The 12,398-nt window shown below is 34.3% G+C and carries 14 protein-coding genes; 11 read left to right on the top strand and 3 right to left on the bottom strand.

The annotated features are described in order from the left end of the window. Positions 1 to 161 precede the first annotated feature (161 nt). The 6 genes from FG383_RS21075 to FG383_RS01375 all read left to right on the top strand — a co-directional run bounded on the left by FG383_RS21075 (position 162) and on the right by FG383_RS01375 (position 6,408). A complete protein-coding gene (locus tag FG383_RS21075) occupies positions 162 to 590 on the top strand; it encodes a DUF5915 domain-containing protein (protein WP_221887497.1) in 429 nt (142 codons plus the stop codon). A gap of 181 nt (positions 591 to 771) precedes the next feature. Continuing rightward, a complete protein-coding gene (locus FG383_RS01395; protein ID WP_142605058.1) occupies positions 772 to 1,098 on the top strand; it encodes an ArsR/SmtB family transcription factor in 327 nt (108 codons plus the stop codon). After that, positions 1,095 to 1,511 (top strand): SRPBCC family protein, encoded by a 417-nt coding sequence (locus FG383_RS01390; protein WP_142605057.1) that lies wholly within the window; start codon positions 1,095 to 1,097, stop codon positions 1,509 to 1,511. The genes FG383_RS01395 and FG383_RS01390 overlap by 4 nt, the downstream gene beginning before the upstream one ends. Before the next feature lie 162 nt (positions 1,512 to 1,673). Then, complete coding sequence (locus FG383_RS01385; RefSeq protein WP_142605056.1) at positions 1,674 to 4,844, top strand: ATP-binding cassette domain-containing protein; 3,171 nt, start codon at positions 1,674 to 1,676, stop codon at positions 4,842 to 4,844. Between the two features lie 269 nt (positions 4,845 to 5,113). Next, positions 5,114 to 5,770, top strand: coding sequence for an HAD family hydrolase (locus FG383_RS01380; protein ID WP_142605055.1), 657 nt, complete (start codon positions 5,114 to 5,116; stop codon positions 5,768 to 5,770). Continuing rightward, on the top strand, positions 5,767 to 6,408 hold the full coding sequence (locus FG383_RS01375; RefSeq protein WP_142605054.1) for an HD domain-containing protein: 642 nt from the start codon (positions 5,767 to 5,769) through the stop codon (positions 6,406 to 6,408). Before FG383_RS01380 ends, FG383_RS01375 begins: the two co-directional genes overlap by 4 nt. 145 nt (positions 6,409 to 6,553) lie before the next feature. Here FG383_RS01375 and FG383_RS01370 read toward each other — a convergent pair whose 3' ends face one another. Genes FG383_RS01370 through FG383_RS01360 form a run of 3 tightly spaced genes read right to left on the bottom strand, consistent with a single transcriptional unit; the run spans position 6,554 to position 7,469 of the window. Continuing rightward, on the bottom strand, positions 6,554 to 6,778 hold the full coding sequence (locus FG383_RS01370; protein WP_142605053.1) for a hypothetical protein: 225 nt from the start codon (positions 6,776 to 6,778) through the stop codon (positions 6,554 to 6,556). Continuing rightward, positions 6,779 to 6,952 (bottom strand): YvrJ family protein, encoded by a 174-nt coding sequence (locus FG383_RS01365; RefSeq protein WP_142605052.1) that lies wholly within the window; start codon positions 6,950 to 6,952, stop codon positions 6,779 to 6,781. It lies immediately after the preceding gene. After that, on the bottom strand, positions 6,945 to 7,469 hold the full coding sequence (locus tag FG383_RS01360; RefSeq protein ID WP_142605051.1) for a sigma-70 family RNA polymerase sigma factor: 525 nt from the start codon (positions 7,467 to 7,469) through the stop codon (positions 6,945 to 6,947). Before FG383_RS01360 ends, FG383_RS01365 begins: the two co-directional genes overlap by 8 nt. 507 nt (positions 7,470 to 7,976) lie before the next feature. On the opposite strand from FG383_RS01360, the gene FG383_RS01355 reads away from it, so the two are divergent. The 5 genes from FG383_RS01355 (at position 7,977) to FG383_RS01340 (ending at position 12,391) form a co-directional block, all read left to right on the top strand. After that, the gene (locus tag FG383_RS01355; RefSeq protein WP_185907811.1) at positions 7,977 to 9,284 is read left to right on the top strand and encodes a helix-turn-helix transcriptional regulator; all 1,308 of its coding nucleotides are present in this window, start codon (positions 7,977 to 7,979) and stop codon (positions 9,282 to 9,284) included. A gap of 1 nt (position 9,285) precedes the next feature. Further along, positions 9,286 to 9,420, top strand: a complete 135-nt coding sequence (locus FG383_RS21440) for a hypothetical protein (RefSeq protein ID WP_281285224.1) — start codon at positions 9,286 to 9,288, stop codon at positions 9,418 to 9,420. Positions 9,421 to 10,187: 767 nt separating this feature from the next. Next, positions 10,188 to 10,799, top strand: coding sequence for a TetR/AcrR family transcriptional regulator (locus FG383_RS01350; RefSeq protein WP_142605049.1), 612 nt, complete (start codon positions 10,188 to 10,190; stop codon positions 10,797 to 10,799). A gap of 9 nt (positions 10,800 to 10,808) precedes the next feature. After that, positions 10,809 to 11,237: a MaoC/PaaZ C-terminal domain-containing protein gene (locus FG383_RS01345; RefSeq protein WP_142605048.1), complete on the top strand. Its 429-nt coding sequence runs from the start codon at positions 10,809 to 10,811 to the stop codon at positions 11,235 to 11,237. A 35-nt stretch (positions 11,238 to 11,272) separates the two neighbouring features. After that, positions 11,273 to 12,391, top strand: a complete 1,119-nt coding sequence (locus FG383_RS01340; RefSeq protein ID WP_142605047.1) for a CaiB/BaiF CoA transferase family protein — start codon at positions 11,273 to 11,275, stop codon at positions 12,389 to 12,391. Positions 12,392 to 12,398 lie beyond the last annotated feature (7 nt).

Here is a 12,398-nt window from a genome sequence, read left to right as displayed (position 1 = left end):
CTATTCCAAAAGCAATCAAATCATCATAAGAGCAACCAAATTACTGGTGAAAGCAACCAATTCTTAAAATAACAAGTTTACTTGGATTGAGACGACCATGACCGTGATGCTTTACTTTTAATTCTTTCCCATATGCCATTCTAAATTGCGAGTAATGCCCGATATGTTCCGTAATAAAACAGTTTACGCAAGGAGGCTTTGTAAAATACGAAAATGGTAAAGTAGAGTTAGAAGATGTACAAATTGAAAAGATAGCGAAGGATGGATACGCATCTGCATCAAATGGTGAGCACGCCGTTACTTTAAATACCTCTTTAACCAAAGAACTTCTACAAGAAGGATTGGCCAGAGAACTAATTCGAGCTATACAAGCATATAGAAAACAATTAAACCTTCCAATTGATTTGCGTGTTGATATTACTGTAAAAACAGATAAAGAACTTCAAACTGTCTTTGAAAATTTTAAACGTATGTTCGAACAAAACTTATTAATGCGAAATTTAGTAATGAATGAAAATGTAGTTAGGGGAACAGAAATACAAATAGCGGATCATATCATTTCAATACAGTTAACACCAGTAAACAGATAACACAAAGCTGGATATTAATATAATTGCTAATATCCATGTTTTTGTACAAATTTATTTCTCCATCTGATAACAAATGAAGAGAATGGTCACCTTGTAACTAAAGTAAAATTTGACGCGACACCAATTAGTGTCATATAATAATAACACCAATTGGTGTCCAATTAATAAGGAGAGGGTGATTTTGAACGAAAAAAGTCAAGCGAGAGATGTTTATGAAGCCGTTGCCGATCCAACAAGGCGAAAAATACTTCAAATGTTAGCGGATGTGGAGGAATTACCTCTACATGAGATAACGGTACATTTTCAAATGGGTCGTACAGCAGTTTCTAAGCATTTGGCTATCCTTAAAGATGCTGATCTCGTAATTGCACGAAGGATTGGTAGAGAAACAAGGTATCGGTTGAATGCAACTCCACTTCGAGAAATTCAAGATTGGGTATCTTATTACGAAGGATTTTGGAAACAAAGAATTATCAAATTAAATTTATTATTGGAGGAAGAAAAATGAAACCAGATGTATCTCTAGATTTTGAATTTACAAGTTCAATTCAGAAAGTGTGGAACGCTTTAATAGATTCAGATATGCTTTCAAAATGGATTTGGGATAATAACTTTAAACCGATTGTTGGATATAAATTTCAGTTTAAGGCAGAGCCTTCTGAATGGTGGGATGGCATTGTAGATGGTGAAGTACTTGAAGTGGACGAGCCACATAAATTATCTTACACTTGGATAAGTGCTGGAGAAACTACTACTGTTATATGGACTTTGACTGAAGGAGCAGATGGGACTATCCAACTACATCTCGATCAATCTGGATTTAGTGAAGAAACAAAAGCTCGCCCAGGAGCTATTGAGGGTGCAACTTATGGTTGGACGAATATGGCAGATAAGCTTGAAAAAGTGTTAGCAGAACTGTAAAAATTATTATTTTTCCATTTATAATAGGGCGCAATTCCGTAACAAGAATTGCGCTCTTTCCTTATGATAAGGAGCACTTTATTGGAAAATGATTAACTGTTGATCATTTGGATTTTTACGAACAGGGCAATACTAAATTTTGAGTATAGAAAGGGTTTTTCTATGAAAATAAATCAACTAATTGCGAACAATATTAACCATTTAAATGTAGCATTACAGACGGATAAATCATTAGGAATTGCTGGTTTGTCAGGTTCCGGTAAAACCACTTTTTGTCAAACAATTGGGGAAGAATCTAAAAAGCGTCTCGTTTCTTTATTGCCTAAGGCTGAATATCAGTATTTATTTCCAAATATTATGGAAACCAATTTCAGTGCAATAAAGATGGAAGAAATGCCTTTAGTGCTTTTCCTCGGAAAATCATCCATTTCATCCAATCCTCGTTCCACAATTGGCACGCATACTGGTGTGTTCACAGACATTCGTGTTTGCCTTGCCGAAAAATTTAATCTTTCACCAGAAGTATTTTCATTTAATAATGAATTAGGCTGGTGTTCAGGTTGTAAAGGGCGAGGAACTACGAAAAATGTCGAATGTAAAAAATGTGAGGGCAGGCGCTATAATACAGAAACATTGCAATATAATATTGAATTATTGGGTCAACCCCATAATATTTCGGATATTAACAACTTAAACATTGAATCGATTCTAACCCTAGCAGAAGAATTACATATTAGTGAAGAGAAACAACATATTCTTCAAAATTTAATCAATATGAATATTGGTTACTTAACGATAAATCGCATTATGGGAACATTGTCTGGTGGAGAACTAACGCGACTTTACTTGGCAGAATTTTTGTCTTCTAGTGAAAATACGGTTATTATTATTGACGAAATCTCTGTAGGTCTTGATCATCAAACGTTACTAAAAATTTTAGAGCAGATTAAAAAATTAGGCTATAAAAATCAAATTTGGCTCATTGATCATTCAGACACAGTGCTCGACACATCGGATGAACAATTGTTCTTTGGACCAGGTAGTGGTAAGTACGGCGGGAAAATTGTAGAAGAATCCCCACGTCCAAAACCAATCAATCGGGAACGAAATCAGGAAATGCCAACAGAATATTATCATTTTCATGATCTTCACAGTCGTAATATACAAATGGCTGAAATTCAAATTCCTAAAAACAGAATTGTCACTTTTACAGGAGAGTCTGGGTGTGGTAAATCTACACTTGTCAATGAGTGTATAGCGAAAGATTTTCTGAAGCGATATCCAAAAGATAAATTAGTAATGGTGGGGCAAAATCGAAACCAATCGATTACCAGTCGGTCAACAGTTGCTACGTTTCTAGACATAAAAAAGAAACTGACAAAATATAGTGAAGATATTGATGATATTTTCGAGCGCTCGATTGAAGACATTATAGATGAACTGCCAAATGAAGACATTGCTCATAAGCGTTTAAGTTTATTGATCAAACTTGGACTTGGTTATTTGACGTTAGAAAGAAAAACACAGTCCTTATCGAATGGCGAATTTCAATGTGTCCATTTAGTTTCTGAGTTATTTGCCAATACAAAAAATCCACATACGCTTTTTATTTTCGATGAGCCTTCAAAAGGATTATCACAAAATATTTTAAATCAATTTATAGATAGTGTCAGGGTTATTTTAGAAGATGAATCTGTCTCGATGATTATGATTGAACATAATCCTTATATGCTAGAAAACGCTGATTATATTGTAGATTTTGGTGAAAGACGGCTTACACCAGTAGAGCGTCTGGATGTTGTTAGTCACGATGATTATTATCATCTTCAAAATGAGGAGGATATCGCTACTCCGTCAGCTATTTCTTCCACACTTAAACAGCAATCGGGTATTCATTACTTAGAAGAAAATCATATCGACTATTTTAAAAATGCAGAAAACATTTATAAAGGTGGTATTTTAAAAAGCCTATCCTCCATGGCCCGTTTAATTTATGGAGAGTACGAATCAAATAAAATTGCACCTGTTATTGCGATTGATCTGGAAAGACATTTGTATAGCCAATACAGTTTTCTTTATGAAATTGGTGGACTGATCAACCATATTGTGGCTGCGCATCCGACCAATAAAGACACGAGAAGTTTTGATTTCTTTACACAGGACAATCATTGTCCATCATGCTCGGGACGTCTTGCGATTGAAATATTTGATAAAGAACTTGTTATACAAGACAAAAATGTTCCATTCTGGGATGGGCTATTGTATCCAGAAGTGATGGAAGTATTGAAATATTATCAATACGCCAAATTAGAATTTATATTTGAAGAAATTAAAAATGAGCTCGGGCATGATCTGACAAAAAGCTATAATGACATGTCAGATGAAGAAAAACATACATTTTGGTACGGGTATTTCGAAAAGTCCTTTTATGACAAGAAAGGTAAAGCACGTAGAACATGGGTAGGTTTTAATACGATTCTTAGTATGTATATGGTCATTTCCAAATCGATTATTAAAGAGCAAATGAAAGAGTCGAAAGAAAAAATTGCCTGTCCAATTTGTCAAGGTACTGTGTTAAACCATTATAAAAAACTCTCTTTTGGCGACACAGATATTCGCGAGATTATTCATCAACCACTCGATCAAGTGTTGAAAACAGTGGGGATGTTACCGGAACTGGTAAAAATGAAATCGATTGTTGGCGGTGAGATGACATTGACGGAAGATGTCTCCCTGCTGCCTCGCGAAACACAAGTCGCACTGAAAATGTTCGAGTTGGAAATGGCGAGCTTTGCTGGTTATGAAGTAGTATTACAAAATGCTTTACCGTTTTGGGAAAGAATTAGAGACAATATCGAATCCATCAGCACAAACAACGAGGTTACGATCTGTGATTTTGACAATATCACAGAGACAAGAGAAACAATCATTGATCAGTATTTCACCAATGGGAAGTACAAAAAACTAACGTATGTTTATGAAGCTTTTGGATATAAAAAAATAGTTACTCAAATTAATAAAATTAAAAAAAGTCATCCATGCCCGTTCTGTAAAGGAAAGAAAGTCATTACAGAAGAAAATCTCCATGATGGCGTATTAAAATTAACGATACCTTGTGTGAGTTGTAATGCAAGTGGTATCAATGAGGAAGGACTTCAGGAAGTTGTCGAAGGTATCGCAGTTGAAACATGGCATACTGGTAAAGTAAGTGATGTTGTTGATAAGAACTTGTATACTGAGGCGGTTGCTGCTATTCCGATTTTTAATCGTATCCGCGAGTTGAATAAACGAGATTTGATGGCGGTTTATGAATGCCTTGAGCAAAATAATTAGATTAGAATAAACAATCGTACAATTTAATGAAGTAAAGGAAAGGCCCATTTTCTCTGTTTTAATTTGTAGAGAAGTTGGGCTTTTTTATTTGGAATTCCTTAGCATTGTAAATTCCTAAATTTTTGAAAGTAAATATTTCAGTCCCGAATCATTAATAGTTAATACGAGATGAATTGTAAATTTCAGTACTTGCCAAAATATAGTATTTTAAATTATGAATATTTGGTAAAATTGGAGTGAGTTGATACTATTTTCGGAGGTATGAAAATATGAAAGCAATCATTTTTGATTTTGACGGCACTCTAGCTAATACTTTACCTATTTGTTATTACGCATTTCAAAGTGTATTTAAGGAGTTTGATAATAAAAACCTCTCTCCCGAAGATATACGAGCGATGTTTGGTCCATCAGAAACAGGGATTATTAGAGAAAATCTTATTCATCCTAATAAAGAAGAAGCAATTGAACTGTATTATGAAAAGTATTTAGAAAAGCATGTACAATTAGTTGAGCGTAATAGTGAAGTGGATGATTTATTAAAAATTATTAAAGAAAAAGGATGTCAGCTAGCTATTGTTACCGGGAAAGCAAGAAGGAGTTTAGAAATTTCATTAAAAGCGCTTCAAATGGACAATCTATTTGATGTAATCGTTACAGGGGATGATGTCATCGAGCCGAAACCACATCCAGAAGGAATATTGAAGGTATTATCTCTACTTGATCTAAACAAAGAGGATGCGATGTTTGTTGGAGATAGCGAGGCTGATGTAGTAGCAGGAGTTTCCGCTGGTGTTTTGACAATTGGAGTACAGTGGTTGGACGTGTATCAAACCGCTGACTTTATTACCCAACCAAATCAAATAATGAAAGAGGTCAAACACTTTAAACAATTGCTAAATGAATTTACTATTCAAAGTCGCTTATGAAATATATAACAGATAGAGCTTATGCTACTGAATTACTTGAACAAGCCTACCAACAAAATGTAGGACCTTGGTATAAACACTCGCTTAACGTTGCGAAAGCTGCAGAATACATTATTTCGGAGCTTGCCAAAAAAGGATATAATCTGGACTGCGACATCGCCTATTGTGCAGGGCTTCTTCATGATATAGGAAGGTATAAAGGATTTACCCCATCTGTTATCCATTCTTATGATGGTTATATGTATTTAGACGAACTTGGTTATATGGGAAACGCAATTATATGTGTGACACATTCATTTCCTTGTGAAAATAAAAATATAGAAGCCGTTACTGACTGGACAAATGTCCCACATTATATGAAGGATAAATTAGTGGAAGTTTTAAATGGGAATAGTAATTATGATTTGTACAATAAGGTGATTACGTTATGTGATGCTTTAGCGGATGAAAATGGATTTACCACACTTGAGAAACGGTTCATTTCAGTTGGTTTAAGGCATGGTACAAATACATATACTGCGGTTCGTTGGAAAGGTTTTTATGAGATAAAAAAAGAGATAGAATCGTTAATCGGAATGAGTATATACAGACTCTTTCCTGGAATAGAAAAATCTGTGTATACAATTTTAGAATTCTAGTTACGCGTATTAAAAACTGCACCTACAAATGTTAGTTTTTACTAACAACGGAGGTGCAGTTCATATACGGATGGTAATAGTTCCAATGATTAATTGTAATGCTAGTGACATAGTTAATGTAAGAAATATTAAATAAAGAATTGTTTCAGCACCTCGTTAGTCCTTCAGAATAGTCTAGCATCAGTTCTTCTCCTATGAAGTCAAAAAATCCTGGGACCTCAAGGTTAATATTATTTTTCATAATTTTGATAATACGTTCTTTCAAATCTTGTTCCAGGTCTTCTCTGCAGTCATTACTTGTTTGAAATAATACACTTTGTAGTTTCGGTTCTAGCTGTTTTATAATCATCAGAATATCCGTTTCGTTCATTCATTCACCTCCTTTTCTTTTTTCAATACTACTATTTACTACATTCTGAATGCTGTTGACGGCATTTTCAAGGGATTCTATTTTATTTTCAAAGCGGTGTAATAAATAAATAGAAACGACGATTGGAAATCCGAAGTTGCCAATTAATTGTACAATGTTCCCCGCATCAATCATGTGTATTCTCCTTTCTAATTTTTTTTATTACATTTTTCCTAGTCTTTGAGACAGCTTGTTGTGTAATTCCTAAATAGTGGGCAATCTCCTTATCTGTCATCTGCCTTACATATACAAGCGAAAGTATCTGCTTTTGTCTATCTGTAAGTGTTTGAAAACTATTAAATAGTTTTTCGCTAGATATATGGTCGGCAATGTCGTTAGAAAATTCAACTGAATCGGAATAGGATTTCTCGAAGTAAATTGGAGTAAAGTTTACGTTTTCTAAATCACTTGGGAGGATTAATTGGTATCTATTCTTATAAGTGCGCATCTTTTTATCAAAATGTTTACTTTCATAGTGTAAAACTTTTATAAGGTAGGATAATATTCGGTAGTTTTGATAATACTGTTTAAATTTAGCATCAATTTTTTGTTTTATTTCTTCTGAATGAGTAGATTTGAACTCTTCCAAAAGTGTTTTGTTGGAAGGGCATCTTAAAAACTCTTGAATAATCTTCTGTTTTTCGGAACTCATTTTGTCACTCCTTCACAAATTAGAATTTTCGTTCTGATCTGGCGTGAGAGAAATAATGTGCTATTTCCTGGTATATAACATATATCTTGTCCTATAAAGGGGATTTCATTGCAATTTTTACAACCACTTTTGTAAAAAGATATTAAATGTTACATAATTTTGTATTACTTAAGGTATAATTGTAAGAAATGATTATTTAGTAAAAAGTAATTGTTCTTTCCTAAATATTACTAAAAATTAAACGTTTTTAGAACAAAAATAAGTTGGGAAATATCTATTTATATTTATCTTTATTTTTACGCAAATACCTCGAGTTTCATAAAAGGAGGAAATTTTAATAATATATAATATTTTTTGGATACAAGACATATCTATATATCACACTTGTTCATCACCGCACGAACCCTCTCAAATGTTATTGTCGTAAAATGTTGAGCGATTGATAAAGGATTTTTACTGTTTTTAAAGAACTATTATATGTACTACATTCATAGAGGTGGGGGAAAAATGAGTAGTATAGGTTATATCATCAAACAAGAGAGATTAAACCAAAAAATCAAACAGTCAGTCTTGGCGAAAGGGATCTGTTCTACTTCCTATCTCAGCAAAATCGAGAATAATTCTACAGTTCCAAGCGAGGAAGTAATAACTTTTTTACTGAAAAGGCTAAACTTAGAAATAGATAAATTATCAAACGAAGAGGAAAACAAATTCATAGATGCCTTTTCCGAACTATATAAATTGGCAATCATTCAAAGGGATAAGAAATGGATAAGAGCAACTTTAGATGAGTTTTCTACTCGAAAAACCTACTTTTTACAACTAAAAAATTATCATACTTATAACCTATATATGTTCCGATTACGGTTAATACTGAATGAAAAGATAGACATCTTACAATCCGCGTATGAGGTGATCATAAAAACGGAAGAGAGTTTTGATGAAAAGCAAAGATTTTTAGCTAATCTAAATATAGGTCTCTATTTTTATTTAAATGGTGATTATTACAAGTCGTTATGTAGATTAGAGAAATCCCTGAAATTTGTGCATAATATTACGAATGAAGAATGGGAAATGGCGGATTATTACAATGTACTTAGCTTGATTTACTTTAAATGTAATGAATTTTTTAACACAATTAATTATGCTTCAAAATCGTTAAAGTACTATAAAGATAATCTCCTTTTTGAAAGGGCGATTGATAGTTACATCGTTATTGGGGCTGCACATAAAAAAATGAGAAGATACGAAGAAGCAGAAAAAAATTATAATCTAGCTAAAAAACTGGTGATAGATTATAAAGTAGTTGATTATGAAGGGATGATCTATCAAAATATAGGTTCTTTGCATGCAATACAGGAGAGTCATGATAAGGCAATTGAGTATTACAAGCTCAGCTTAAAAAGCAAGGAAAAAAACTTTAATGCGGAAGGATATTTGATCACTATTCTTTCCATTATTAAGGAATATTCTAAGCAAACTAATCATGTAGAGGTTCTTAAATGGTGTAAAAAAGGCTTGGAGGCAATAGAGGATATAAAGAATAAATATAATACGGAATGCCATTCCTTTTATTGTCATTTTGAAATATATAGAGCTTTCCATTCTTCGACAGATGAGCTTGAAGTAGTACTAAAGAAAGGAATAAGTCATTTCGAGATGGTCCATGACAATCGGCATGTACAAAAGTATTCCATTTTATTGGCGGATTATTATTTTAAGCAAAGTAAGTTTAAAGCAGCGAATTTATATTATCAAAAATCTATCCAAGTTCTGTTTAAACAAAATTTTATTACGAAGTGGGAGGATTTGTGAAATGAAAAAGAAAAACGTCTTTATATGGCTATCTTTAGCTTTGATCTTGACATTAAGTTTTACAACCAACACAAGTAATATTGCGGAAGAAGAAGTACCTAGACCTACATCCATCGATAACAGTTCCTTTCTATAAACCATTTGCTGATAAGAATACGTGATGCAGCTACTCATTAGCTTTTATGGGCTGATGAGTAGCTTTTAAGGGAAAATGAGATGTTATTGCAATTTTCACTCGGCTTCCACGGTTTGGCCAGACTTTGACCACTTAATGTCTAGTCTTTTCATTAACTGCATTGCTTTATTTCCAACAAACAAAAACCCGATAAATATGAGGTAAGAAAATACAAATCCAAGTGTTTTTTTTACTATAATTAAATGCATGAAGTATAGGTAGTAAACATCCATTTTTTTACTATATCCTAAGGCAGGGACGACAGAGACTAGATAACTTTACGGTACAGTCTTTTCTGTAATTTTGCGCAACCAGATTTTTGCCGGTTTCCATAAAGCTGCTTTTAAGTATCTAGCATGATTCCCCAGAGAAATGCTTGACAAAAGGTTCCATATTATAACGACGGTATCATGCTCACTCCTCCATGTTAAACCGAGATGTATGTATCAGAATTCGGTTGCTATATGTACTATAATTAGAAGAGATTACATTTTAATCTAATTAAGTATTGATAGAGAGAAACGGCGACAAAATTAAGAAATTAAACAGGCTGTGTATCAAAATAGTAAAATGCTAAATTTCATACAAGTTGAACGATAAAGCCACTAATCATTAGATTAGTGTTTTTTATTTCAAAAATAAATTCTGATTATTCAAAAAGATACTTGATATTTAAAAAAATACCCTTTAGAATAAAAAGTGTTAATGAACTGAAGGAAGTGGAACAAATGAACTTGCGAGAAAAAAAAGCTATGCAAAAAAAAGAAGCAATTATGAAAGCTGCAATTAGTGTATTTGCTGAAAAGACTTATCAAGGTGCGACATTAGAAGATGTGGCACAGAGGCTATTGATGACGAAAGGTGCCGTCTATTACTACTTCAAAGATAAACAAGATTTACTTTATCAAAGCCAAGTATATCTTCTCGAAAATAGTCTTAACAATATCGCTGAAATTGAGGAAAGTGATTTGCCTGCTGAAGAAAAAGTTAGTCAAGCTATTAGCCAACATATTGAATATGTAATTCATGAACGGACTGGGTTTGAGAGTATGCTGAGTTCGGAAAGTATATTATCGAATGAGCAATACGAGCATATCTTAAGGTTGCAAAACGGCTATGAAAAACATTTTGACGAGTTGATTCAAGAAGGAATAACGCAAGGGGTTTTCATACAAGCAGACATTAAAATCGTTCGAAACCTCATTCTTGGTGCCATGAACTGGCTTATGCATTGGTATTCTGAAGGTGGAAAGAAAAGTAAACACGAGCTTTCCAAAATGATCGCATTTTATCTCATGCGTATGGTGTTGAAAACTCCAAACGATCAAGTTGAAAGCTAGGTGAAAGTTATGAAGATGAATGAACTTAAAATAGGAGACAAGTTTCAAACCGAGCCTTATACATTTGCAAAAAAAGAAATTGTAGATTTTGCGAAGAAGTATGATCCACAATATTTTCATATCGATGAAGAGGCGGCAAAAAAAAGTATTTACGGCGGAATAATTGCATCAGGACTTCATTCATTATCTGGTATTTGGTCTAAGTGGGTGGAGTTAGATGTCTTTGGGGAAGACGCTATCGGAGGTGCGGGAATCGAACAGTTAAACTGGTCGGCTCCTGTTAGACCGGGTGATCAATTGGTCGCCACAATACAAGTGGTTAAGATGCGCAAGTTATCTGACGGCAAGAGAGGCTTAATAACGTTAGAAAATATCGTATATAACCAAGAAGGAGCTGAAGTCATGCATTTTACTGTAAAGGGTATTATTCGAGCGTAGATGAAAGGGCTTACAAAATGAAGGGAGGAGTAGGCATGCCACTTCGAGATATTAAAGTACTGGATCTATCCCGTTTGCTCCCGGGACCCTATTGTACTATGATACTCGCCGATTTCGGTGCAGAAGTCATTAAAATTGAAGAACCGGAAATTGGTGATTATCTTAGGCAATATGAACCGAAGATTGATACGGAGAGCGCATCTTTTCACTCTTTAAATTGTAACAAAAAAAGTGTCTGTTTAGATCTTAAAGATTCACACAGTCGGGAAAAATTTCTCGAATTGGTCAAAGAAGCCGACATCCTTGTGGAGTCATTCCGACCTGGGGTGATGAAAAAATTGGATCTTGCATATGAAGAACTAAAAAAAGTAAATCCAGCTTTAATCTACTGTGCGATTACCGGTTATGGTCAAGATGGACCTTATGCCAAACGACCGGGTCATGATTTAAACTATTTGAGCTATGCGGGTTTACTGAGTCTGATGGGGGAAAAAGGAAAAACACCTATCGTGCCATCCGCACAAATTGCAGATATTGGTGGGGGTGCTATGCCGGCGGTTATCGGAATATTGCTTGCTCTCCTTGAAAGGTCGAAAAGCGGTGAAGGACAAATGGTAGATATTTCGATGTTAGATGGTGTCTTATCATGGATGCATCTCATTATGCCTGCTCATTATACGGGACAGGAAATAAAACGAGGCGAATCTTTGTTAAATGGGGGATATGCTTGCTATCAAGTCTACGAAACATCCGATAATCGATACCTCTCGGTAGGAGCAATCGAACCAAAGTTCTGGCGAGTTTTTTGCGAAGCTATTGGGAAACCAGTATTTATCCAGAGACAAAACGATGAGGAAGACAAACAACCTGCGCTTATTGTTGAAGTACAAAACATATTAAGACAAAAAACAAGTGATGAATGGATGGAAATCTTCGCAGAGCTTGATGCATGTGTCACACCGGTATTAAATTTGGATGAATTAGATTCTAATCCACAAATTCAGCATCGCGCTATGCTTCAAAACGTGGCATATGGACCTAGTAGTTCGATAAAGCGAATTGCAAGCCCAATCAAGTTGTCTCGTACACCAGCAATAGCCAAATCGAAGGCTCCAAAACTTGGTGAACATACAATGGAATTCGTTAAAAACTAAGTAAGTA

It is taken from the genome of Psychrobacillus soli (assembly GCF_006861775.1).
Lineage (GTDB): Bacteria > Bacillota > Bacilli > Bacillales_A > Planococcaceae > Psychrobacillus > Psychrobacillus soli.
The sequence above is the reverse complement of the archived record's forward strand: the minus strand, read 5'-3'. Positions and strand labels throughout refer to the sequence as shown.